General features: G+C 60.9%; 22 protein-coding genes. 16 read left to right on the top strand and 6 right to left on the bottom strand.

All coding sequences use genetic code 11. The features are described 5' to 3' along the window. Positions 1–23: 23 nt before the first annotated feature. The 14 genes from WCA85_RS24380 (at position 24) to WCA85_RS24315 (ending at position 14,805) form a co-directional block, all read left to right on the top strand. Complete coding sequence (locus tag WCA85_RS24380; protein WP_424067417.1) at positions 24–1,358, top strand: glutamine synthetase family protein; 1,335 nt, start codon at positions 24–26, stop codon at positions 1,356–1,358. Between the two features lie 35 nt (positions 1,359–1,393). Further along, on the top strand, positions 1,394–2,830 hold the full coding sequence (locus tag WCA85_RS24375; protein WP_424067416.1) for an aspartate aminotransferase family protein: 1,437 nt from the start codon (positions 1,394–1,396) through the stop codon (positions 2,828–2,830). Positions 2,831–2,903: 73 nt separating this feature from the next. Then, positions 2,904–4,037, top strand: coding sequence for a polyamine ABC transporter substrate-binding protein (locus WCA85_RS24370; protein ID WP_424067415.1), 1,134 nt, complete (start codon positions 2,904–2,906; stop codon positions 4,035–4,037). A gap of 207 nt (positions 4,038–4,244) precedes the next feature. Beyond that, positions 4,245–5,399: an ABC transporter ATP-binding protein gene (locus WCA85_RS24365; protein WP_424067414.1), complete on the top strand. Its 1,155-nt coding sequence runs from the start codon at positions 4,245–4,247 to the stop codon at positions 5,397–5,399. Beyond that, positions 5,396–6,370, top strand: coding sequence for an ABC transporter permease subunit (locus WCA85_RS24360; protein WP_424067413.1), 975 nt, complete (start codon positions 5,396–5,398; stop codon positions 6,368–6,370). Before WCA85_RS24365 ends, WCA85_RS24360 begins: the two co-directional genes overlap by 4 nt. Next, the gene (locus tag WCA85_RS24355; protein WP_424067412.1) at positions 6,367–7,287 is read left to right on the top strand and encodes an ABC transporter permease subunit; all 921 of its coding nucleotides are present in this window, start codon (positions 6,367–6,369) and stop codon (positions 7,285–7,287) included. The genes WCA85_RS24360 and WCA85_RS24355 overlap by 4 nt, the downstream gene beginning before the upstream one ends. A gap of 37 nt (positions 7,288–7,324) precedes the next feature. Beyond that, on the top strand, positions 7,325–8,908 hold the full coding sequence (locus tag WCA85_RS24350) for a DUF3138 family protein (protein ID WP_424067411.1): 1,584 nt from the start codon (positions 7,325–7,327) through the stop codon (positions 8,906–8,908). 68 nt (positions 8,909–8,976) lie between these two features. After that, the gene (locus tag WCA85_RS24345) at positions 8,977–10,269 is read left to right on the top strand and encodes an NAD(P)/FAD-dependent oxidoreductase (RefSeq protein WP_424067410.1); all 1,293 of its coding nucleotides are present in this window, start codon (positions 8,977–8,979) and stop codon (positions 10,267–10,269) included. Then, positions 10,269–11,573, top strand: a complete 1,305-nt coding sequence (locus WCA85_RS24340) for an NAD(P)/FAD-dependent oxidoreductase (protein ID WP_424067409.1) — start codon at positions 10,269–10,271, stop codon at positions 11,571–11,573. Before WCA85_RS24345 ends, WCA85_RS24340 begins: the two co-directional genes overlap by 1 nt. A gap of 64 nt (positions 11,574–11,637) precedes the next feature. Then, entirely contained in the window at positions 11,638–12,648 is a 1,011-nt protein-coding gene (locus WCA85_RS24335; RefSeq protein ID WP_424067408.1) for a DUF2891 domain-containing protein, read from the top strand. 115 nt (positions 12,649–12,763) lie between these two features. Beyond that, a complete protein-coding gene (locus tag WCA85_RS24330; protein ID WP_424067407.1) occupies positions 12,764–13,117 on the top strand; it encodes a hypothetical protein in 354 nt (117 codons plus the stop codon). Positions 13,118–13,299: 182 nt separating this feature from the next. After that, positions 13,300–13,443 (top strand): hypothetical protein, encoded by a 144-nt coding sequence (locus WCA85_RS24325; protein ID WP_424067406.1) that lies wholly within the window; start codon positions 13,300–13,302, stop codon positions 13,441–13,443. A 492-nt stretch (positions 13,444–13,935) separates the two neighbouring features. Next, positions 13,936–14,127 (top strand): hypothetical protein, encoded by a 192-nt coding sequence (locus WCA85_RS24320; protein WP_424067405.1) that lies wholly within the window; start codon positions 13,936–13,938, stop codon positions 14,125–14,127. Positions 14,128–14,526: 399 nt separating this feature from the next. Further along, entirely contained in the window at positions 14,527–14,805 is a 279-nt protein-coding gene (locus tag WCA85_RS24315) for a hypothetical protein (protein ID WP_424067456.1), read from the top strand. A 53-nt stretch (positions 14,806–14,858) separates the two neighbouring features. On the opposite strand, the gene WCA85_RS24310 is transcribed toward WCA85_RS24315, so the two are convergent. From WCA85_RS24310 to WCA85_RS24300, 3 genes are all read right to left on the bottom strand, one after another. Further along, entirely contained in the window at positions 14,859–15,197 is a 339-nt protein-coding gene (locus WCA85_RS24310) for a superinfection immunity protein (protein WP_424067404.1), read from the bottom strand. A 134-nt stretch (positions 15,198–15,331) separates the two neighbouring features. Further along, positions 15,332–15,613, bottom strand: coding sequence for a hypothetical protein (locus WCA85_RS24305; RefSeq protein WP_424067403.1), 282 nt, complete (start codon positions 15,611–15,613; stop codon positions 15,332–15,334). A 150-nt stretch (positions 15,614–15,763) separates the two neighbouring features. Then, positions 15,764–16,423, bottom strand: coding sequence for a glutathione S-transferase family protein (locus tag WCA85_RS24300; RefSeq protein ID WP_424067402.1), 660 nt, complete (start codon positions 16,421–16,423; stop codon positions 15,764–15,766). Between the two features lie 265 nt (positions 16,424–16,688). On the opposite strand from WCA85_RS24300, the gene surE reads away from it, so the two are divergent. Continuing rightward, positions 16,689–17,477: a 5'/3'-nucleotidase SurE gene (gene surE / locus WCA85_RS24295; RefSeq protein ID WP_424067455.1), complete on the top strand. Its 789-nt coding sequence runs from the start codon at positions 16,689–16,691 to the stop codon at positions 17,475–17,477. 22 nt (positions 17,478–17,499) lie between these two features. Here the strand turns inward: surE and WCA85_RS24290 are convergent, their stop codons facing one another. After that, the gene (locus WCA85_RS24290) at positions 17,500–18,756 is read right to left on the bottom strand and encodes a HAMP domain-containing sensor histidine kinase (protein WP_424067401.1); all 1,257 of its coding nucleotides are present in this window, start codon (positions 18,754–18,756) and stop codon (positions 17,500–17,502) included. Positions 18,757–19,103: 347 nt separating this feature from the next. On the opposite strand from WCA85_RS24290, the gene WCA85_RS24285 reads away from it, so the two are divergent. Next, positions 19,104–20,600: an MFS transporter gene (locus WCA85_RS24285; RefSeq protein ID WP_424067400.1), complete on the top strand. Its 1,497-nt coding sequence runs from the start codon at positions 19,104–19,106 to the stop codon at positions 20,598–20,600. A 21-nt stretch (positions 20,601–20,621) separates the two neighbouring features. Here WCA85_RS24285 and WCA85_RS24280 read toward each other — a convergent pair whose 3' ends face one another. Together WCA85_RS24280 and WCA85_RS24275 are read right to left on the bottom strand one after the other, a co-directional pair. Then, positions 20,622–22,070, bottom strand: a complete 1,449-nt coding sequence (locus WCA85_RS24280) for an MFS transporter (RefSeq protein ID WP_424067399.1) — start codon at positions 22,068–22,070, stop codon at positions 20,622–20,624. 267 nt (positions 22,071–22,337) lie between these two features. Further along, positions 22,338–23,079: LysR substrate-binding domain-containing protein (locus tag WCA85_RS24275; protein ID WP_424067398.1), on the bottom strand; the 742-nt coding region annotated here is incomplete at its 5' end.

The following is a 23,079-nucleotide window of genomic DNA, read 5'->3' as shown; positions in this document are numbered from 1 at the left end:
CGCAAAAAACTGAGAGATCAATCATGCATGACATCGACGAATTTCTGAAGAAACACCGCATCACCGAGATCGAAGCAATCATTCCCGATATGGCCGGGATCGCGCGAGGCAAGATCATTCCGCGCAACAAGTTCGAATCCGGGGAATCAATGCGCCTGCCGCAAGCGGTGATGATCCAGACCGTCACAGGGGACTATCCGGAGGACGGCACCCTGACCGGCGTCACCGATCCCGACATGGTCTGCGTTCCCGATGCTTCAACGATCCGCCTCATCCCGTGGGCAGTCGATCCCACGGCTCAAGTGATTCACGACTGTGTGCATTTCGACGGCACGCCAGTCGCGATTTCGCCGCGCCGCGTGCTGCGCAGCGTGCTCGAACTCTACAAGGCAAAAGGCTGGAAGCCGGTGATCGCACCGGAACTCGAGTTCTATCTGGTCGACATGAACAAGGACCCGGACCTGCCACTGCAACCGCCGATCGGCCGTACCGGCCGTCCGGAGACGGGGCGTCAGGCGTATTCGATCGAAGCGGTCAACGAGTTCGATCCGCTCTTCGAAGACATCTACGAGTACTGCGACACCCAGGAGCTGGAAGTCGACACCCTGATTCATGAAGTGGGTGCGGCGCAGATGGAAATCAACTTCATGCACGGCGACCCCCTGAAACTCGCTGATAGCGTGTTCCTGTTCAAGCGCACGGTGCGCGAGGCCGCGCTGCGTCACAAGATGTACGCCACGTTCATGGCCAAGCCCATGGAAAACGAGCCGGGTTCCGCGATGCACATGCATCAAAGCCTCGTCGACGAAGAAACGGGCCGAAACTTGTTCACCGGTTCAGACGACAAGCCGACCGAGCTGTTCGATGGTTACATCGCAGGTTTGCAGAAATACACGCCTGCCTTGATGCCGATTTTCGCGCCGTATATCAACTCGTATCGCCGCCTGTCGCGCTTCATGGCAGCGCCGATCAACGTGCAGTGGGGTTACGACAACCGTACCGTGGGATTCCGGATTCCGCATTCGGGCCCGGCTGCACGGCGCATCGAAAACCGCATTCCCGGTGTCGACTGCAATCCGTATCTCGCGATTGCCGCGACGCTCGCGGCTGGCTATCTCGGCATGACTCAGAAGCTGCGCCCCACCGAACCCCTGATCAGCGACGGCTACGAGTTGGCCTATCAGTTGCCGCGCAATCTCGAGGAGGGTCTCACCTTGATGGGCGCTTGCGAGCCCATCGCCGAAGTGCTCGGCGAAAAATTCGTCAAGGCCTACCTCGCCCTGAAGGAAACCGAATACGAAGCGTTTTTCCGTGTAATCAGTTCGTGGGAACGCCGGCATTTGCTGCTGCACGTCTAAACGCACAACAGCTAAAGAGAACACCTGGAGGCTACATGAGCTACAGAACCGAAGAAGTCGCTTACGTGCAACCGGCCCAGCCGGCTACGAGCGCGCAGGTTACGCAACAACGCAGTACAGCTGAGTACCGCGCGCTCGACGCTGCGCACCATATTCATCCGTTTTCCGACATGGGCTCCCTCAACAAGTCGGGCAGCCGCGTGATCGTGAAGGCCAAGGGCGTGTACCTGTGGGACTCGGAAGGCAATCAGATCATCGACGGCATGGCGGGTCTCTGGTGCGTGAACGTCGGTTATGGCCGCAAGGAACTGGCCGACGCCGCGTACCGGCAAATGCTGGAACTGCCGTACTACAACACCTTCTTCAAGACAACGCACCCGCCGGTGATCGAACTCTCCGCGTTGCTGGCTGAGCTGGCACCGGCACCGTTCAATCACTTCTTCTATTGCAACAGCGGCTCGGAAGGCAACGACACGGTGCTGCGCATCGTCCATCAGTTCTGGGCGACGCAAGGCAAGCACGCGAAGAAGTATGTGATTTCGCGCAAGAACGGCTATCACGGCTCGACCATCGCGGGCGGAACGCTGGGCGGCATGGGCTACATGCATGGACAGATGCCGTCGAAGGTCGAGAACATCGTTCATATCGATCAGCCGTATTTCTTCGGTGAAGCCGAGGGCAACCTCACACCGGAAGAATTCGGTCTCGCCCGTGCGCAGCAGCTGGAAGCCAAGATTCTCGAGATCGGCGCGGAGAATGTCGCGGCCTTCATTGGTGAGCCTTTCCAGGGAGCGGGCGGTGTGATTTTCCCGCCCTCCACCTACTGGCCGGAAATCCAGCGCATTTGCCGCAAGTACGACATTCTGCTCGTGGCCGATGAAGTGATTGGCGGCTTTGGTCGCACCGGCGAATGGTTCGCCCATCAGCATTTCGAATTCGAGCCCGATCTCATCACGCTCGCCAAGGGCCTGACGAGCGGCTATGTGCCGATGGGCGCAGTGGGCCTGCACGACCGCGTCGCCAAAGTCATCATCGAAAACGGTGACTTCAATCACGGTCTCACCTACTCCGGCCATCCGGTTGCAGCGGCGGTTGCGGTCGCGAATCTGAAGCTGCTGCGCGATGAAAAGATCGTCGAGCGCGTCAAGACCGATACCGGTCCGTACTTCCAGAAGAAGCTGCGCGACACGTTCGCAGATCATCCGATCATCGGCGATATCTCGGGCGTCGGTCTCGTGGCGGGGCTGCAACTGGCTCAGGATCCGAAAGCGCGCAAGCGTTTTGCCAACGGCGGTGACGTTGGCACGATCTGCCGCGACTTCTGTTTTAACGGCAACCTCATCATGCGCGCCACTGGCGACCGTATGTTGCTGTCGCCGCCGCTCGTGATCACAAAGCAGGAAATCGACGAGATCGTATCGAAGGCGAAAAACGCCGTCGACGCAACCGCACAACAACTCGGAATTTCGTAACGGCAGTTCTTTCCGGCATGCGCGCATTACGACACGCGCTCATGTCGGGCCCTCAACTTCAAGGAAAAAAGTCATGAGCGCTAGTCATAGTGGACGTCATCTTCGTCATGCGGTCGCGGGGGCCGCGCTTCTTGCCGTCACGAGCTTTGCCACGCTGTCGGTGACACCGGCGCTTGCGGCCGATACGGATCTGAACGTGTACAACTGGTCGGACTATATCGCCAAGGACACGATTCCGAACTTCGAGAAGCAGGATGGCATCCACGTCAAGTACGACAACTACGATAGCGACGACACGTTGCAGGCCAAGCTGCTGGCAGGCAGCTCCGGCTACGACATCGTGGTGCCGACGTCGAACTACATGGCCAAGCAGATTCAGGCCGGCGTCTATCAGAAGCTCGACAAATCGAAGCTGCCAAACCTGGCTAACCTCGACCCCGTGTTGATGAAGATGATCTCCGATGCCGATCCGGGCAATCAATACGGTGTGCCCTGGGCATATGGCACCGACGGTATTGGCTATAACGTGGAAGCAGTGCAAAAAGCGCTGGGCGCCAACGCCCCGGTGGATAGCTGGTCGCTGGTGTTCGATCCGGCTAACCTCTCCAAGCTGAAGGGTTGCGGCGTGTCGTTCCTCGACCAGGCCGTCGACGTATTCGCTTCCGTGCTGCAATACATGCACAAGGATCCGAACAGCACGAACCCGGCTGACTACCAGGCCGCCTTCGAAGTGCTGAAGAAAGTCCGCCCGTACATTACCCAGTTCAACTCGTCCGGCTACATCAACGACCTCGCCAACAACGACGTGTGCGTCGCCGTGGCATGGTCGGGTGACGTCGGCATCGCCAGCCGCCGCACGGCTGAAGCAAAACGCTCCTACCAGGTCAAGTTCTCGAACGTGAAGGAAGGCGGCCTGCTGTGGTTCGACGTGATGGTGATTCCGAAGGATGCACCGCACCCCGAAGCCGCACTGAAGTGGATCAACTACATCGAAGATCCGAAGGTCAATGCTGCGATTACCAACGAAGTGTTCTATCCGACCGCCAACAAGGCAGCGCGCCAGTTCGTGACGCCGAGCGTCGCGCAGGACACGACGGTTTATCCGGGTGATGACGTGTTGGCCAAGATGACCCTGATGAAACCGATGCCCACCGATATTCTGCGGCTCGAAAACCGTCTCTGGGCCCAGCTTAAAACCGGCCACTAATTTCTAGTCACATTATCGACAAGCATATTTAACTGCGAAGCAGGGATCGCTCGATCCCTCTCCGCCCGAATCAGGTAATAGGGCAGTCAGCCTGCGCCTTGCAAGCGCAGTCCCAATGTTTCCCGATCGCAGCAGACCTTTGTGAGTCGCCTCGCGCGACTCACACGGGGACGCTTACGCCTGCGATCCGCAAGGAATGGTCACACCATGAAATCGACGCCATCAAATACCGCCACCCAGGTGGCCCGGAATGCAGCAACGACGCATAGCAAATCGGACGAGTTTGTCCGGATTGAAAACGTCGTCAAGAAATTCGGTGACAGCACTGCTGTCGATAATGTCAATCTGAGCATCAAGAAGAATGAGCTGTTTGCACTGCTCGGCAGTTCGGGCTGCGGCAAGTCCACGCTGTTGCGCATGCTGGCCGGGCTGGAAACGGCCACCTCCGGACGCATCTTCGTCGACGGCGAAGATCTCGCTGCGATGCCGCCGTACAAGCGTCCCGTCAACATGATGTTCCAGTCATACGCGCTCTTCCCGCATATGACCGTTGAAGCAAATATCGCTTTTGGCCTCAAGCAGGAAGGTGCGCCGAGGAACGAGATCAAGGAACGTGTGGCCGACGCACTGCATCTGGTGCAGATGAGCAAGTTTGCGGGGCGCAAGCCGCATCAGTTGTCGGGTGGTCAGCAACAACGGGTGGCGCTCGCCCGCTCGCTCGTCAAGCGTCCTAAGCTGTTGCTGCTCGATGAGCCGATGTCCGCGCTCGACAAGAAAATCCGCCAGAAGACGCAGCTCGAACTGGTCAACATCATCGAGAAGGTCGACGTTACCTGCGTCATGGTCACGCACGACCAGGAAGAAGCCATGACGATGGCCGGACGCCTCGCGGTCATGAGCGAAGGCCGTATCGTGCAGATCGGCACGCCATCACAGGTCTACGAGTTTCCGAACAGCCGCTTTTCGGCAGAGTTTATTGGCTCAACCAATATGTTCGAAGGCGTCGTGGTGGAAGACGAACCGGATCATATCTTCGTCGAAAGCGAGGACCTCGAAACGCGCATGTATGTGAGCCACGGCATTACCGGGCCGCTTGGCATGCCGGTCGGCATCTCGGTGCGCCCGGAGCGCGTGAAGGTATCGCTAGAAAAGCCCGCTGTAGCCAATAACTGGGCCCGCGGCGTGGTTTCGGATGTGGCCTATATGGGCAGCTATTCGCTCTATCACGTGCGCCTGCCGAGCGGCAAAACCGTCGTCTCCAATCTCTCCAGCTCGCACCTGATGAACGAAGGTGCGCCCGCCTATAACGACGACGTGTTCGTCCATTGGTCACCGGCTAGCGGCGTGGTGGTGACGCAATGAGAACCCCTGCCCCCACTTCCTCCGCTACGCTCGGCGCGTCGCATACCAACGGCGCGCTCGCCTCGCTCAGGCAGCGTCTGTTCAGCGTGCTGCCTTCGGGGCGCACCACCGTGATCGGCGTGCCGTTCCTGTGGCTCACGTTGTTCTTCGCGCTGCCGTTCGTGCTGGTTCTCAAGATCAGTTTCGCCGATCTTCGCCTGGGCATTCCCCCCTACACCGACCTCGTCAACATGAAGGACGGCGTCGTGCACCTGGCTATCCAACTCGGTCACTACGCGTTCCTGCTGCAGGACGATCTGTACGTCGCGACGTACATCAGCTCGCTGAAGATGGCGGCCGTTTCCACCTTCTTTTGCCTCTTGATCGGCTATCCGATTGCGTACTACATCGCCCGGTCGGAATCCGCCCGACGCAACCTGTTGATGATGGGCGTGATGCTGCCGTTCTGGACGTCGTTCCTGATCCGCGTGTACGCATGGATCGGCATCCTGAAGGACGACGGCCTGCTCAATCACACGTTGATGGCGCTCGGCATGATCCACTCGCCGCTGCGGCTCTACCACACCGATATCGGCGTCTATATCGGCATGGTGTATTCGTATCTGCCGTTCATGGTGATGCCGCTCTACGCCCACCTCGTGAAAATGGACCTGACGCTGCTGGAAGCGGCGTATGACCTCGGCGCCAAGCCCTGGACCGCCTTCACACGCATCACGCTGCCGTTGTCGAAGAACGGCATTATCGCCGGCAGTTTGCTGGTGTTCATACCCGCAGTGGGCGAATACGTGATTCCCGAACTGCTTGGCGGCGCAGACACGCTGATGATCGGCCGCGTCATGTGGGACGAGTTCTTCAACGATATGGACTGGCCGATGGCATCCGCTGTGACGGTTGCGATGGTTCTACTGCTACTCGTGCCGATGGCCGTGTTCCAGTACTACCAGGTCAAGGAACTGGAGGGCGCGAAATGATCAAGCCAAATAAACCCCTTTCCACTACGGTCCTGACGCTCGGATTTCTGTTTCTGTATATCCCGATCATCAGTCTGGTGGTGTATTCGTTCAACGAATCGAAACTCGTCACGGTGTGGTCGGGCTTCTCGCTGAAGTGGTACGGCGCGCTGCTGCAGGACGATGAGTTGCTGAGCGCTGCGTGGCTGTCGCTGAAAATTGGCCTGTTGACGGCATGTGCGTCGGTCGTGATCGGCACATGGGCGGGCTACGTGCTCGCCCGCTTCGGGCGCTTTCGCGGCTTCACGCTGTTCGCCGGGATGATTAATGCGCCGCTGGTGATTCCTGAAGTGATTCAGGGCATTTCGCTGCTGCTCCTGTTCGTCGCGCTCGAACAGATGCTCGGCTGGCCGAAGGGCCGTGGCTTGCTGACGATCTGGATCGGTCACGTGATGCTCTGCGTGTCGTATGTCGCGATCATCGTGCAATCGCGTGTCAAGGAGCTGAACAAGTCGCTTGAGGAAGCCGCGCTCGATCTTGGCGCGACACCCTTCAAGGTGTTCTTCCTGATCACGCTGCCACTGATTTCGCAGGCGCTGATGTCTGGCTGGTTACTTTCGTTCACGCTGTCGTTCGACGATCTGGTGCTCTCCGCGTTTCTCTCGGGCCCCGGCTCCACGACGCTGCCGCTGGTGGTGTTCTCACGAGTACGCCTCGGCCTGAATCCAGAGATGAATGCGCTCGCAACCATCTTCATCAGCGTGGTGACGATTGGTGTGATCGCCGTCAACCGCTGGATGCAGATCCGCGAACGCAAACGGACCCGCGATATGCAACTGGCGTTCGCTCTCGCCGATGCGGCCGACGCAGCCGAAACCGTCCCCGCTACCCCACAACCCGCAACCGTACGCAAATCGCTCGGCGCCGCCCGAGCGTAGGCAATTTTCAGCAAGTCGACCAATAAGGAGAATATGAATGAGAAAGAAGCTCATCTGCCTGCTAGTGGCGGGGAGTCTGCCTGGCATCGCCATGGCGGACGCCACCAGCGATGAGATCAAGGCGCTGCAGACTCAACTGAATGCGCTACAAAAAGAAGTGAAGCAATTGCGCTCAGAAGTCGCAGCGAAACCCAAGGCTGTGGCTGTGGCGGCAGCGCCGGCGCCGGCTCCTGCTGCGGCAGCGCCTGCTGTGGCCGCGGCACCGGTGGACATTTCCTCACCGGACTATGGCAAGTCCACCGCCACGTTGACCAACGACCAGGTCGACTCGATGAAGCAGCAGATCGCCAATCAGCAGTTGAAGGTCGATTCGCTGGTGGACGCGCAGAATACGGGGCCGATTGCGGGCCTGTCGGTGACAGGCTATATCGATCCGACCTACATGTATAACCGCGCTCAGAGCAGTTCATCGTTCCTGTTCGCCAACCACGAAAGCAGCTACAACTACTTCAACAGCACGTTCGGCGATCTGTACCTCGACATCAAGAAGACCTTCGGTGTCGGCCCGATGGCGCCGTCTGCTGAAATCACCCTGATGCCGAACCGCGGCAACGGCATTACGCTGCTGCAAAACGAGCACGGCGAGATTGGCGACAACATCCTCAATACGGCAGTCGTCACCGTGCCGGTCACCGCCACGACGACCTTCGTCGCCGGTTTGATGCCGAGCTTCGGCGGCTATGAAGTGCAGCAGTCGAACCAGATGCTGACGCTCACGCACAACCTGCTGTATGACTTCTCCGATCCGGGCAGCTATGTCGGTGTGGGCGTGAACTACACGGGCGACGGCAGCAACTGGGCGTGGAAGTTCATGCTGGGTAACGAGCAGTACCGGACCTATGGCTCGGTGGTGCAGACCGGCACCAATGCCTTGGGCGATCCGATTACCAGCAGCAACAAGATCCCCACCCTCACGGGCCGGGTCGACTATACGTGGTCTAGCGCGCTGGATATTGGCGGTTCATTCAATATTGGCCGTCAGACGCTTGTGTCCGGCACCGATTCGAATGGCAATCCGGTGTACGGTGTGGGTGGTGTGGCGCCGAACGCTTTCGGTTCGTTCTTCTTCACTGAAGCCGATGCGTCGTACACGCTCGCCGACGTGCAGTACAACGCCGAACTCGACTACGGTCAGCAGCAGAACGCCGCGTACAACGGCGGCCAGGCGCAATGGTATGGACTCTCGCTGCTCGCGCACCGCAAGTTCAACGTGCCAGTGCTGGGCCGTATGGGCGCGACCGTGCGCTATGACGTCCTGGTCGACCAGAAGAATGGCGGCGGTGGCGGCGGTATCGCGCTGAACTCGAATGGCATGGATACGGCGGACGGCTTCGGTATTGGCGCCGATTGCATTGCGAACTCGTCGAATCACGGCTTCGAATGCAAGGGCGCAACGCATCAGGACGCCGCGCTCGACCTGTTGTTCTACCCGACGCAGCAGATCACGGTGAAGGTGGAATATCGCCACGACTGGGCGAGCCAGAATGTGTTCCTGCGCAACGACGGTTCGTATAGCAAATCAAACGATATCTTCGCCGCGCAGTTTATCTACTCGTTCTAACCTGACCCGCCGAAGCACGGCGCTTCATTTTACAGCGCCATGCTTCGGCCTCTTACGTGTTTCTGCCTATGCTCCGGTTCTCGAACCAGCCTCATGCTCCGTCGTACTACGCGGCCACGCTGAACGACACGTCCCGTCATCCGCCGCTCGACGCGGCGATCGACGTGGATGTCTGCGTCGTCGGCGCGGGACTCACCGGCCTTTCTACCGCACTCAACCTCGCGGAACGTGGCTATTCAGTGGCCGTGCTGGAGGCCTCGAAAGTGGGCTGGGCTGCAAGTGGTCGCAATGGCGGTCAACTGATTGGCGGCTTTGCGTGTGACATGGATACGTTTGGCCGCTTTCTGGCACCCGAGGACGTTAAACGCATCTGGGAGATGGGCCTCGAGACGCTGGAGATCGTCAAGGACCGCGTTACACGGCATCAGATCGACTGCGATCTCACCTTGGGCTATCTGCACGCCGCTAACAAGCCGCGCGACGTCACCGCCTTGCGGCAATGGCGCGACGAGGCGCAGCAACGCTTTGGCTACGATCGCTTCCAGTATGTCGAACGCGCGCGCATGGGCGATTATCTGGAGTCCTCACGTTATCTGGGTGGTCTGTACGATCCGGACAGTGGCCACCTGCATCCCCTCAATTACACGCTGGGCCTCGCGCGTGCCGCGCGCGCAGCAGGCGTGCAGATTTTCGAAGACAGTTGCGTCACGCGGATACGCAGCGACACCAACGGACATGTGATTCAAACCACCAGCGGCCAGGTGCACGCGAAGTTCGTTGCGCTGGCCTGCAACACCTGGCTGGGCGCGCTCGCCCCCGACGTGTCGAAGAAGATCATGCCGGTGGGCACCTATGTAATCGCGACCGAGCCACTCGAACCCGCGCGTGCCAAAGCGCTCATGCCCGCGCAAGCCGCCATCTGCGACAGCCGTTTCGCGCTCGACTATTTCCGGCCCTCTCCCGATCATCGGGTCCTGTGGGGCGGCAAGGTCAGTTATTCGACGCTCCCGCCGCGCCATCTTGGCGAGGCGATGCGCCGCGATATGCTGAAGACATTCCCGCAACTGGCGGACGTGAAGGTCGATTACGCATGGGGCGGTTTCGTCGATATCACGATGAATCGCGCGCCGCATTTTGGACGCATAGCACCAACAATCTACTTCGCGCAGGGCTTCTCCGGCCACGGCGTCAACACCACGGGGCTCGCGGGCAAACTGATCGCGGAGGCAATCGACGGTCAGGCATCGCGCTTCGACCTGTTCGGCAAGATTCGTCACCGTGATTTCCCAGGCGGCGCTACACTGCGCACCCCTGCCCTTGTGCTTGCGATGGCCTGGTATCGAATGAAGGACCTGCTGTGATGACAGATAATCTCGACCGCCGTGCGGATGCGCTAATCCGCAACTCCTATTACGAAGCGAGCGTCACGCGTCCGCTCGCCGACGATCCGATGCTTGACGGCACGCTCGACGCCGATGTCTGCGTGATCGGTGCGGGCTTCGCCGGGCTCTCGGTGGCGCTCGAATGCCGGGCGCGTGGCTTGTCGGTGATCGTGCTGGACGCGCATCGTCCAGGCTGGGGTGCATCAGGTCGCAACGGCGGCCAGACACTCGTGGGCTTTGCCAAAGACGAGGTCATCGAGAAACAACTCGGACTCGACGGTGCGCGCGCCGCGTGGGCTATGTCGGTGGAAGGTGTGTCTCTGGTACGCGAACGCATCGAACGGTATGGGATCGATTGCGATTTCACGCCCGGTTATCTGACCGTCGCCACCAAGCCGAAACGCGTGCCCGATTTGCGGGCGTGGATGGAGAGTGCGTCGTCGCGTTGGGGTTATTCCAGTCTGACCTGGCTCGACACCGATGCGGTCCGCGCAAAAGTCGCGTCGCAACGCTATCTGGCAGGCGTCTACGATCCGTTTTCCGGGCATCTGCATCCACTCAAATACTGTCTCGGTCTTGCTGAGGCGGCTCGCCGTGAAGGTGCCCTACTGTTTGCCCACTCGCCGGTAATCGAAGTGGTGCGCGGCGCGCGGCCTGTTGTACGCACCGCAACGGGCGAAGTACGCTGCCGGTTCGTCACGGCATGCGGCAATGCAACGATCGGTGACGTGTTGCCGGTTGACGTCGCCGCGCGCATCGCGCCGATCGCCTCGTATATCGTCGCCACCGAGCCGCTCGGCAAGGCCCGCGCCGATGCGCTGATCGCGGGACGCGCTGCCGTGTGCGATAACAATTTCTTTCTCGACTATTTCCGCGTCTCGGCCGATCACCGTGTGCTGTTCGGCGGACGCGCGAGTTCGACGGGTAGATCGCCTGCGCAACTGTCCGAAGAAATCCGCAAGCGGATGGTGGGCGTATTCCCGCAGCTCGGGGATACACGAATCGAGTTTGCGTGGGGCGGCTTTGTCGATGTCACGCGCAACCGTGCGCCGGATTTCGGTTCGATCGATCCGAATTACTTCTACGTGCAGGGGTTTTCCGGACATGGCGTCGCGTTGACAGGCGTCGCGGGGCGCGTCGTCGCGCAGGCGATTGTCGGAGAAACTGCCGCCTACGACCTGTTCGCGAAGCTGCGTCATGCGCGCTTTCCGGGCGGCCCAGCGTTGCGCGGACCGGCGCTTGAACTGGGCATGCTGTATCACCGGATTCGGGAGCTGTTGTAGTCTTTGGGTTTCGCTTGTGACCCGATGCTGGCCTGCCCCTTGGCCCGCTCCCGACGAGGTATCGATGTCCACTCAACTCACTTCCGCTATCGCGTCGAAATTCGCCAATCTCGCGCTCGATCACCTCACGCGCGAATATCCCAACAAGCTGACGCACTCGCTCGCCGGTCCCCAAGACGTGCAAGGTCCGCGCGCGCTGCACCCGATTTTCTACGGCAGCTACGACTGGCATTCGTGTGTACATGGTTACTGGCTGATCCTGCATCTGCTCGCGCGCTTTCCTGATCTGCCGGAAGCCGGGCGCATCGTTGCCGTGGTCGATCGGCACTTCACCGAAGCCGGTGTCGCGGGCGAGCGTGCTTACCTCGACCTGCCGCATAATCGCGGCTTCGAGCGTCCTTATGGCTGGGCCTGGCTGCTCGCGCTCTCCGCTCAGATCGATGCGCTCAACTTGCCGCAGTCCGCGCGCTGGCGCACGACCTTCGCGCCGTTGACCGAAGCGTTTGTCGAACGTTTCGAGGAGTTCTTGCCCAAGGCGACCTACCCGCTGCGGGTCGGCACGCACTTCAATATGGCGTTCGCGCTGGCCCTCACGCTTGATTTCGCGCGGCAGACCTCACGCGCGTCGCTCGAAAGCCTCGTCGTCGAAACCTCGAAGCGCTGGTATCTGCAGGACGTGGCGTGCCAGGCGTGGGAGCCGGCTGGCGACGAGTTTCTCTCGCCGTCGTTGATGGAAGCCGAACTGATGCGGCGGGTTTTGCCGTCCGCGCAATTCATCACATGGTTCGATGCGTTTTTGCCTGCGCTCGCCGGGCGTCAACCAGCGACACTGTTCGAACCGGTCACTATCAGCGACCGCAGCGACGGCAAGATCGCCCATCTGGACGGGCTGAATCTGAGCCGCGCGTGGTGTCAGCGTGCGCTCGCCCGCGCGCTGCCGGCAGATGACACGCGCCGCACGGTACTGAATGAGGCCGCCGAACTCCATCTCAACAGGGCTTTGGCGCATGTCGCCGGTGACTATATGGGCGAACATTGGCTCGCCACGTTTGCGACGCTCGCACTGGAAGCCTGAGCGGTGTGTTCGCGCGCGCCATAGGCATCGTTGCGCCAAACGGTAAACAGTAGACACAAATGTGCAGGAACTTGGCTTGCGGGATCCTTTCTTAAGATACAGGAGGGAGACCATTATGCTTCGCCGAATTGCAGCGCTCGCGGCACTCGCATCTGCAGCCGCTCTGACGGGGTGTGCCGTTGCACCTGGTTACGGATACCCAGGCTACGGCTATGGCTACGGGCAACCCTATTACCCCGACTACGGTTATGGCTACGGATATGGCTATGCGCCGGTCTACGGGTCAATCAACGTTTGGGGAGGTGGCGGGGGCTGTTGCTATTACGGCCATCCCTACGGCTATGGCCACGGCGGTTACTGGCACGGCGGCGGACATGGCGGCTGGCACGGCGGGGGCGGGGGCGGCGGTGGCCACTACCCAAGTGGCGGTGGCAGTGGTGGACATGGCGGCGGCGGTCATGGTCATTAACGAGCCGGTTGTGGCCCGGCTTGAATAGCATGCAAAGATGTCAGTCTTACATGTACCAACGCAAAAAACTCACTCCGACATGTTGTAACAAGCTTTTGCAAATCCTTAAAGCCGGTTTTGCCGAATGGCGGCTAATATTACGGCCTCGTTCAATCAACACGGTCGCCCGACCACCCTATTTCATGAAGAAGATTCTGCTCGCGCTTACATTTGCCGCCGTTACGGTCGGCGTGATGACCCCGGCTTTCGCCGACGAATATCATCATCACCATCCCGTTTGCCACAAGGTGAAGGTGCACGGCCACTGGGAAAAGCGCTGCCACTAAGGCGCTCGCCGGGCGAGCCCATTTCGGCAGATTTCGGGCCGGAAGCGCCGCCTGGCAGCCGTTAAGCTCCCGCAGGACAAAAAAATGGCCGCAGATTGCTCTGCGGCCATTCCATTTTGCGCAGCTTCACTCCGCCGCGTTCTCGTCTCGAGCGCCCAGTTCCGGCGCGGCCCCGTTTAGAACATCCCCGTACTTATGTTTCGCAACACTTAGTTACGTTTTGTTACAGTCTAGCGAATTCATCGCAGGTTGCTATCATGGTTTTCCTTAATACGGCCGTGGTGTCCCACGATGGCCTATTCACGGGCTTTTTAGCCGAACTGCGACGCGAAAATCGAGATTAGTATTTTTCGCAGCTTGCCATCTTGCGAATTTGCGTTAAAGTATTAATCAGACAAAACAAAGATAAACGCTGATCCAAGTACGCGCGGATACGGGGGGCTGGAGATGCTTACGTTAATCGATCAAGACATCGCGCATATCACGCGTGTCATGAGACCGTCGTTATGCGGCGATCTGGGTGGACCTATTCTGCCAACCACGTATTGGCGCCAGCGCCTCTACAAGCTGCTCGACTCCCAGCACGTCACGAAAACCCAACTCTGTTCCATCGACGATTTGCTGTTGCAACTCGACGAACTGGACGCTGCAATTCGCCACGACACCGCTGATTCCGAGAGATAGGCTCGCGCCCCCACAAGCCGCGCCGTGGATTGTTCCGTATCAGAGCCCACGGTATGATGCCTTCCGCATGCCCGCCAACCCGTAGCTGAGGCAAACGGAATGCTGACCGCTAACAGCGCGCCGCCGGTCGGGCAGGCTTGCAACGGCAGCGAATCCGGCGTCCTGTAAGCGACGGCCACCTTGGGTAGCCGTTGGCGTTTCCAGCGCGACGCGTTTTCGAAGTTAGACGCACTTGTGCGATGTGCTCCGACGGCCAAAGCACGGCGTGGCGGCCCACGTTCGTTCATGCCCGCTGTGTCCGTCCGTGCCCGTTCGCCCTCTTTCAATTGCCCTGAGCGCTCCGGCCGGTATGCCCCGCCCCAGCCTCAGGACAACGACTTAACCTTGACTTTCACCGCCATGGATATCAACAAGCAACTCGCCGCCCTCACCACGTCCGAATTACAAACCGCTGGCGCGAGCCAGGCGACCGCGATCGCCGTGAGCGTGCTGCTACGGCACCTGCAGTCGCCCGAACTCACCAAGCTGCTGTCGAGCGCGTTTGAAAATCATCAGGCTGTCATGCTGCAGACGCCGTGGCCCGACCAGATGCTGCAGTCATTTGAGGCCACGCGGCGCTTTCTCGAAGGCGCCGCGCGTCCCCCTGTCGCCGACGATGCTCAACAAAACGCGAGCTAGGCGCGAAACTTCGCGCCTAGCCCAGTGAGCATCCCGTCCTGATCGGTTTCGCCTCAGCGGCGAACTGGAATGGGCTGCAAAACTGGTTGGCCAGCCGCCAGGCGGCGCTGCAGCGCCCCGCGATACGCCGCGTGCTCCACGATCTTTGCAATCGTCACCCGCGCTGCCGCCCGCTGAGTCCTTTTCACCAAACGCGTCAAGTGCTTCTCAGCCGCCGGACGCCGCGCCCACATAAACGCCGCAACCCAGCCAATCACGGTCCATCCGAGCAGAACGTTAAATAGCGTGATCGCTTGCGCGTCCTGGCTGTTACGTGCATCCGCCATGATGGATGGAATCAGGTATAGCGTCAGACCACCAAGTATGGCCACACCTTCAAGAATCTGGGACATTGCATCACCTCACTGTTTGAACCGATGCTCGGTTCAATCCCGGGCCTAAACCAGGATCCAACCGCGAACCCGGCGACCAGCGGGTACAGCCTACGCACGCTAAACCGCGTACCTGTATCCGCCGTCCCCGGCGATTAATGGTGTGCGAAAAGGCTGCGTCCGTTGGGAGCAATCTGACGGGCGCCCGATTCGGACGAACTGCTAGCCACACCACCGTATGACGAATCGGTCACAGCCGTGCCGATCGCGTCGTTACGTTCGGCGGCGACGGTCTGCGAACTTTGGCCACGCTGTGACACGGGTGCGCCAGCCGACGGACGATAGAACGGAGCCGGGCCATAGCCGCTGGCAAACGCCGGCGCTGCGAAGGATGCTGAAACCGCGACGAGCAGGGCTGCAATGAGCTTGGTCTTCATGATGAAACTCCAATCAGGTATCGAGTAACGGGTGCGCTGCAGGTCTTTCAATGCCGCGCTGGTTGGAGTTCAGTTTAGAAGACTCCTATCGGAAGTCTATGTCCATAGATCGAAATCACAGTTGCCGGATCGCGAACAATGCGCCGCGGCTCAATCGCGGTCCGGCGCCCCAAGCGGGAACAGAGGACGGTATGGACGCGCCTCATCGACCGCTCGCGCAAAGGTCGGACGCGCCAACAGGCGCTTGCGGTAGCTAAGGACGTTCGCAAACGACGGGTCGATCCGAGAGGTCCAGTCGGCATAGAACAGGAACGGTGCGGCGCCGCAATCGGCGAGGCTGAAGGAATCGCCCGCGGCCCATTCGCGCCGCGCCATCACGGTGTCGAGCCACGCGTACGCGGTATCGAGCATCGCGCGGGCCTCGGCGACGCCACGCGGGTCGCGCTCCGCCTCTGGACGCATGCTGTCGTACACGATCCTTTGCGACGGCGTGGAGACGTAATTGTCGAAGAAGCGGTCCATGCTCCGGACCTCCAGCGCCGCATTGGGATCGGCAGGCAGCAGCTTGACCGGCCCCGGATAGTGCAACCCAAGGTACTCGATGATGATGGTCGCCTCGCACACGGTGCGGCCCTCGTCCAACAGCACCGGAAAGCGCTTGAGCGGCCATAGCCCGGCGAGTTCGCTCATCGCCTGCGGATTCTCGTGCGACAGCAGACACCACTCGAACGCGGTCTGGTTCTCGTACAGCGCGATCAGAACTTTTTGGCAGTAGGCGGAGAAGGGATGAGCATAGAGTTTGAGTGTCATCGCAAGGCACCTCGAATGGGAAAAGAAAAGTCGACGGGATAAAAGTCGTCACCAAAGCGCTTTACCTCACGACGCACGTGACCCGTACAAATCGACATGGGCAGCATAGCTTTTACGACACGAACTAGCGCCCTGCCCGTCCGGCGCTTTGGTGCCTGATTACGCAGGACGAAGTCGCCTGGCAGGTGCTGCATTGGCGCCGTCCGCAAGCGAATGGTCGGATAATGGAGCCTTCCTGACCACCGAAATCAAGGAGAGTCCTGCGATGTCCGCCCCCTTCACCAAATTGCCCCGCGTGCTCCTCACCAATGACGACGGCATCGACGCGCCCGGCCTCGCGGTACTCGAAGCGGTCGCGGCCGAACTCGCTGACGAGGTCTGGGTGGTCGCCCCCGAGCACGACCAGAGCGGCACCTCCCACTCCATCAGCCTGCATTCGCCATTGCGCGTGAGCCGCCAGGGCGAGCGGCGCTTCGGCGTGGTGGGCACGCCGGGCGATTGTGTGGTCATGGCCGCGCGCCATCTGATGGGTAATACGCCGCCCACGCTGGTCCTCTCCGGGATCAATCGCGGCGGCAACCTTGGGGTGGAGACCATGTTTTCCGGCACCGTCGGTGCCGCAATGACGGGGCTGCTGCTCGGACTGCCGTCCATTGCGTTGAGCCAGACGTTCAGCGACCGCGACAATGTCCGCTGGGACACGGCACGCTCGCTGGCGCCGGGAGTTATCCGACAGTTACTCGCGATCGCGCACGACGCGCCAACCTGCCTGAACGTGAATTTCCCCGATGTGGATGCCGCGGCAGCCGGGCCGCTTACCGCGACAAAGCAAGGCGTGGGGCTCGTGGAGGGAATCGAGGTCTTGCCGCAAGTCGATCCGCGCGGCATCGAATACCATTGGCTGCGCTTTCAGCGCGGTCCACGTGAAAACGCGCCCGATAGTGAAACGGCGGTGGTGGCCTCGGGCCGGGTGTCGGTCGCGCCATTGAATTTCGATCGTACCGACGAAGGCACCTTTGCCACCTTAAGCGCGGCGTTGCAGATGAAACGCTAGGTTTGTTGCATCCGCAACCGCTTCACGTAGCAGGCAGCACCAGACGCACACACAACCCGCCGTCAGGATGATTACTCAATTTGAGGTTCGCGCCGCAACGGCGCGCGAGCCTCGCCACCACCGCGAGGCCCAGTCCCCAATGCTGCGTGCTGCACGGTTCATGACTCAGACGCACGAAGGGCTGCGTCGCGCTCGACAGCGCATGCTCCGCGATACCCGCACCGTGATCCCGCACGGTGAGCCGCCAGCCACCCTGATCTCGCGCGGTGCGAATCTCGATAGGCGGTGCGCCGTGCTCAAGTGCGTTGTCGACGAGATTGGTCATCAGGCGCTCCAGCAGCGGACGTGACATCACGAATTGCGGGCCCGCCTTCAGATCGCAGTTGAAGAGCGTTTCATCCATCGTGCCCAGCACCGAATAGCGGTCGCGCAGGAAGCTATCCACGGACACCGTCTGCTCTCCTTTCTCGCCACGCCCCACGACGTCGAGCAGTTGCTGTGCGATGTCCGCGAACGCATCGATATCCTCGACAAATGCCACCCGTTGATGCCATTCGCTCACGTCGAGCGCGCGATCGCGCAAGCGGCCCGCCTGAGCTTCCATATGCCGCGCAAGACCCGCGAGCGCCACGGCCTGCTCCTCAACGGCCTCGTTGCGACGCCGCAGCATTTCGTTGAATGTGCGGACCACGCGACGCAATTCATTGGGGCCCTCTTCGCGGATCGTCGAAGCGCAGTGGCGCCCGCAGGCCGATTCACGCGCGGCGCGTGTCATGTTGAGCAATGGACGCTTCATATGCCAGACGCCCACACCCGCCAGCACGAGCAGCGCCAGCGCCGCCAGCCACTCTGCGACGGCCGCGCGCGAATCCGGCATGGATTCCACATCCGTGTCGGACCATTGCGCATCGTCCTGTGCGTCGCCCAGCAGTCCGGCCTCGATCGGCAGCGACGCGGATTCGCTCACGTTGACAAAGCCACCCGCTGACGGCGTCTCGTAGACGGCCGAACGAATGTCGACGATCTTTGGCCGGGCCCCGAGGTCGAGCCTCGTGGCAATGGGCATGGGTGAAACGTGCGCCGACCGCAGATCCGCCGGAGCTTGATCGGGGAGATCCAGCGGCCCATCCAGGTCGGAGGGTGTATCGAGCACGGCCGTCTGCAGGACGTGCTCGTAACCGGCCATAGCGGACGACGAATCCAGCAGCACGATACCCGCGCGCACTGCGAGCAGCACGGCGATCGATAGCAAAATGGTTCTTACAAACAAGGTATTCAACGATTCCTCTTCGTTGTCAGTCCGATTGGCGTGACAAACGCACAATGGGGTAAAGAATTCGCAGCAGCATCCGTTAACACGATTAAGCGTTGGAGACGCTGTCGAGACACCTCGGACACAATCTGTCCCACGCCGATATTCCCCCACGCGGGCGATATTAGAACCCACGAATAAGACCTGCGGGGACACAAGTCCTTACACGATCTTTCCCATTCCTTACTTCGGTAAGCGCGCAGATGGGCCGGGCGCAACGCTGACGCCGTCGCACCTCGCATTAGCAAATAACGAAAATGCCTTTGGCCGGCTAGCGAGCGGGCAGTAGGATCGCACTTTTGCCGGTCTTTTGCATGTCCACCCTGCTTGCTTCCCAGCCCAACTCCGCCTCCTCCGTTGAGTCCGGCGACACCTCCCGGCCGCTCATCCGTTCGGCGGCCGATGTGTCGAACCTCGTCAACTCGGGCGCGGCGGCGGGCAGCAACGCACGCATCGTTGTGGCGATTGCACTGGGTGGGGTGTTTCTTGACGCTTACGACCTGGGCGCGCTCGCCTTTGGTCTCAAGGACGTGACGCGCGAGTTCTCGTTGACGCCGACGGGTACCGGTCTGGTGGCCTCGGCAATCACCTTCGGCGCCATTGTCGGCGCATTCTGCGGCGGCTTTCTCACTGACAGGATCGGCCGCTACCGGGTCTTCATGGCCGACATGTTCTTCTTCGTGATCGCCGCGCTCGCCTGTGCATTTGCGCCGAACGCGTGGGTGCTGGGCGGCGCGCGCTTCGTCATGGGTCTCGGCGTCGGTATCGACCTGCCAGTTGCGATGGCCTTTCTCGCGGAATTCTCACGTCTGTCGGGCCGCGGCAACAAGGCCGCTCGCGTCGCCATGTGGTGCCCCGTGTGGTACGCAGCCATCAGCATCTCCTACCTCCTTGTGCTGGCGTTCTATGCAACGTTGCCCGCCAGCCACGCGGCTCTGCTCTGGCGTCTGATCCTCGGATTCGGCGCGGTCCCCGCACTCGCGATCATCGCGGTACGCAGCCGCTATATGAGCGAGTCGCCGGTGTGGGCGGCCAATCAGGGTGACCTGGCCGGTGCGGCGCGCATCCTGAAGCGCTCATATGGGATCGACGTGCAGGTTGCCCCGGACGCCCAAAATGCACCGCGAGTTACGCCAACCCGCACGGCCTCGTGGAAGAACTATGGAGCGTTGTTGCGCGGCGTCTATCTGCGACGCACTGTGCTTGCCACCGTGATCGGCATCGCGTCGTCGTTTGCCTACAACGCGGTGGCGTTCGGCTTGCCTGTCATCATCTCGAGCTTTCTCGCTCAATCGATGCTGACGACCATTCTCGCCTCGCTGGTGCTCAATCTCGGCTTCGCGTTCGTGGGCGGCGTGATCTCGGTACGCATCGTGCCGAAGGTTGGCGCCTGGAAGCTCACAGTGATCGGCTACGTGCTGCAGTTCATTGCGCTGGTCGGCCTCGCGATTGTTGGCCGGCCTGCCGCAACGCCTGAGGTGGTGGCCGCCGTCGCGCTGCTGGCAACTTTTCTGCTGGGCCAGGGAATCGGACCCGGGTCGCATTCAATGACTTTCGCGTCGCTAAGCTATCCGACTTCGTTGCGTGGCGTCGGCGTGGGCTTCAACCAGACCTTGATGCGCGCCAGTTCCACGCTCTCGCTGTTTCTATTCCCCGTGCTGGCAGCCGCGTTGACCACCCGTGTGTTCTGGATCATCGCGATTGCGCCGTTAGCCGGCCTCGTCGCCTTGCTGGCGATTCGCTGGGAGCCTTCGGGCTACGACGTCGATGCGGAAGATTTTCAACCCGCAGCAACGTCGCTTGCGCAGTAAGCGACCAAGGGGCACTCGTCCCTACCGCGAGATCTTCTCGAGTTCGAGTCCATTGGTGCGCGGCCCCATCAAACCAATCGCCAACATCACGATCAGCATCGCAGCGGCGATAAACACGAACACGCCAGTCGTACCGAAACCCTTCAACACTGCGGCAATCAGAAACGCCGTGAAGATTGCCGAAAAGCGGCTCCACGAGTAGACGAAGCCCACTGCGCGCGCCCGGATGCTGGTCGGAAACAGTTCCGACTGGTACGCATGGAAGCTGTACGACATGATGTTGTTCGCCAACGTCAGACCGATGCCGAGGCTCACGAGCAGTACGGCTCCTGATGCCTGACTGAACCAGAGGCCGCAGACAATATTTGCGGCCGCCATCACGACAATTACCGTCTTGCGCTCGAAGCGATCGCCGATAAAGAGACCTATGATCGGCCCGACCGGCGCGGCCAGCGCAATGACGCTCGAATACATCAGGCTAGTGGTAATCGTGATGCCCTGCTTGATCAGCAGCGTCGGCACCCAGTTCGCAAAGCCGTAAAAGCCCACCGTCTGAAACACGTTGAAAATCGTCATCATCAGCGTGCGGCTGCGATACGGCGGCACCCACATGTCGTGGAAACTGCCGCGCGGCGCGACCGGCATCGGCGGCGCGGTGGGCGGCAACTCGCGACCGTATTCGCTGCGCACCTTCGCTTCAAGCGCGCTCATCACGCGGTCGGCTTCGTCGAGGCGTCCCTGCTGAGCGAGCCAACGCGGGCTCTCCGGCAACGCGCGCCGGATCCACCAGACGAACAGCGCACCGTGTGCGCCGATCAGCACCACCCAGCGCCAGCCGTCGAGTCCGAACGGTGTGCGCGGCACCAGCAGATACGACAGGAATGCCACCACCGGCACCGCCGTAAAGCCGACCGCCTGCTCACAGGCAAAAGCACGGCCGCGAATCTGCTTGGGGACCAGTTCGGAGATGTACGTGCCGATCGTCACCAGTTCGACGCCAATCCCGACACCCGCGAGAAAGCGCCAGAAATTGAGTCCCGTGGCGCTGTCCTGAAAGGCCATCACGACATTGGCCACGGTGTACCAAAGCAGCGAATACGTGAAGACCGCGCGACGTCCAAAGCGATCGGCGAGAAAGCCGCAGGCGATCGTGCCGATGAAAAGCCCCGCGAACAGCGCGCCAATGAAACTCGCCACGCCCGTCGTGCCGAACAGACCATGTGTGGTCGCCGTCAGCAGTCCGCTCTTGACGAGACCGGGCGCGACATAGCCGGTGTACAGCAGATCGTAGAGTTCGAAGAAAAAGCCGAGGCTCAGCAGCACCACGAGCTTCCAGATGGAACGCGTGGCGGGCAAACGGTCGAGGCGTGCAGAAATGGTGCCGGCGTCGATTGCGACGGTTTGAGCGCCAGGGGAACGGCCAGCGCCGCCCGCCTGCGCAACGGAGCCGGCTTGTTCGGGGGTTGCCATAGTGTCTAAGTGTCTCCTTCAGATATGAGGCCGGTCTCGTGCCGGCTCTCGCTGATGCGCGCCGCGTTGGGGCAATGTCATGTCGCACTCGGGCCGCGGCAACACCCGCGCTGATGTGCCGGGCACAAGGCCAGGCGTGCATTCTAGCCGCGTGCGCCTGTCAATTGTTCTATGGTCGTGATTCTTTATGCCGACCAGCCAGTATGAGCGCCGCACCCGCTCCACCTGAGTCTGCCTCCGGGTAATGAATGGCCAATAGCTGAGGCATCATTCACTTCCCAAGTGCGCCTTGAGCGCATCGATAAACACCCGCACCTTCGGCGCCGTATAACGAGCCGATGGGAACAGTGCATGAATCCCCGCCGCAGGCGTGGCCCACTCCGGCATCAAGCGGACCAGGCGGCCCTGCGCAACGTCCTCGCCAATCGAGAAATCAGTCAGCGCCGCCACCCCGCCGCCTGCCAGCGTCGCCGCCCGGCAGGCTGGCGCGGTATCCGCTAGAAACCCGGCGTTAAAGCGCACGGTCTGCTTCTTGCCCCGCGCGTTTTCAAGCGACACCATCAGCGGCTTTGGCAGCACAGCAGTGGCAATAAACGGCAACCCGGCCAGCGCCGCCCACGTCTCAGGTTCGCCATGGGCAGCGATGAACGCGGGGCTTGCCACCAGCCATCTGACGAAAGTACTCAGCTTCACCGCGCGATGGCTCGAATCGGCCAGCCGCCCTACACGGATGGCGACGTCAATGCCCTCCGCGACCAGATTCACCAGCCGGTCGCCGGACACCAGTTCGATATTGAGCGCCGGATGTTGCTCGCGCAGCGCAACCAGGGCGGGCGCGACGACGATCGCGCCGTAGTCGATCGCCGTGGCGACGCGCAGCGTGCCGTGCAACGCCCCGCCCTGATCGAGGGCCTGAAGCGCTTCGTCCGCGACGTTCAGGATTTGCCGGCTCGCCTCATAGAACGACCGGCCGGCCTCGGTGACGCTGACGCGGCGCGTGGTGCGTACC

It is taken from the genome of Paraburkholderia sp., assembly GCF_049581445.1.
Lineage (GTDB): Bacteria > Pseudomonadota > Gammaproteobacteria > Burkholderiales > Burkholderiaceae > Paraburkholderia.
This window is presented reverse-complemented; position numbering and strand designations above follow the sequence as displayed.

Coding starts and splice junctions, on each gene's coding strand:
- WCA85_RS24350 (WP_424067411.1), top strand. CDS start 7,325: ATGAGAAAGAAGCTCATCTGCCTGCTAGTGGCGGGGAGTCTGCCTGGC.
- WCA85_RS24305 (WP_424067403.1), bottom strand. CDS start 15,613: ATGAAGACCAAGCTCATTGCAGCCCTGCTCGTCGCGGTTTCAGCATCC.
- WCA85_RS24380 (WP_424067417.1), top strand. CDS start 24: ATGCATGACATCGACGAATTTCTGAAGAAACACCGCATCACCGAGATC.
- WCA85_RS24330 (WP_424067407.1), top strand. CDS start 12,764: ATGCTTCGCCGAATTGCAGCGCTCGCGGCACTCGCATCTGCAGCCGCT.
- WCA85_RS24375 (WP_424067416.1), top strand. CDS start 1,394: ATGAGCTACAGAACCGAAGAAGTCGCTTACGTGCAACCGGCCCAGCCG.
- WCA85_RS24335 (WP_424067408.1), top strand. CDS start 11,638: ATGTCCACTCAACTCACTTCCGCTATCGCGTCGAAATTCGCCAATCTC.
- WCA85_RS24345 (WP_424067410.1), top strand. CDS start 8,977: ATGCTCCGGTTCTCGAACCAGCCTCATGCTCCGTCGTACTACGCGGCC.
- WCA85_RS24315 (WP_424067456.1), top strand. CDS start 14,527: ATGGATATCAACAAGCAACTCGCCGCCCTCACCACGTCCGAATTACAA.
- WCA85_RS24320 (WP_424067405.1), top strand. CDS start 13,936: ATGAGACCGTCGTTATGCGGCGATCTGGGTGGACCTATTCTGCCAACC.
- surE (WP_424067455.1), top strand. CDS start 16,689: ATGTCCGCCCCCTTCACCAAATTGCCCCGCGTGCTCCTCACCAATGAC.
- WCA85_RS24355 (WP_424067412.1), top strand. CDS start 6,367: ATGATCAAGCCAAATAAACCCCTTTCCACTACGGTCCTGACGCTCGGA.
- WCA85_RS24325 (WP_424067406.1), top strand. CDS start 13,300: ATGAAGAAGATTCTGCTCGCGCTTACATTTGCCGCCGTTACGGTCGGC.
- WCA85_RS24360 (WP_424067413.1), top strand. CDS start 5,396: ATGAGAACCCCTGCCCCCACTTCCTCCGCTACGCTCGGCGCGTCGCAT.
- WCA85_RS24310 (WP_424067404.1), bottom strand. CDS start 15,197: ATGTCCCAGATTCTTGAAGGTGTGGCCATACTTGGTGGTCTGACGCTA.
- WCA85_RS24365 (WP_424067414.1), top strand. CDS start 4,245: ATGAAATCGACGCCATCAAATACCGCCACCCAGGTGGCCCGGAATGCA.
- WCA85_RS24300 (WP_424067402.1), bottom strand. CDS start 16,423: ATGACACTCAAACTCTATGCTCATCCCTTCTCCGCCTACTGCCAAAAA.
- WCA85_RS24280 (WP_424067399.1), bottom strand. CDS start 22,070: ATGGCAACCCCCGAACAAGCCGGCTCCGTTGCGCAGGCGGGCGGCGCT.
- WCA85_RS24370 (WP_424067415.1), top strand. CDS start 2,904: ATGAGCGCTAGTCATAGTGGACGTCATCTTCGTCATGCGGTCGCGGGG.
- WCA85_RS24285 (WP_424067400.1), top strand. CDS start 19,104: ATGTCCACCCTGCTTGCTTCCCAGCCCAACTCCGCCTCCTCCGTTGAG.
- WCA85_RS24340 (WP_424067409.1), top strand. CDS start 10,269: ATGACAGATAATCTCGACCGCCGTGCGGATGCGCTAATCCGCAACTCC.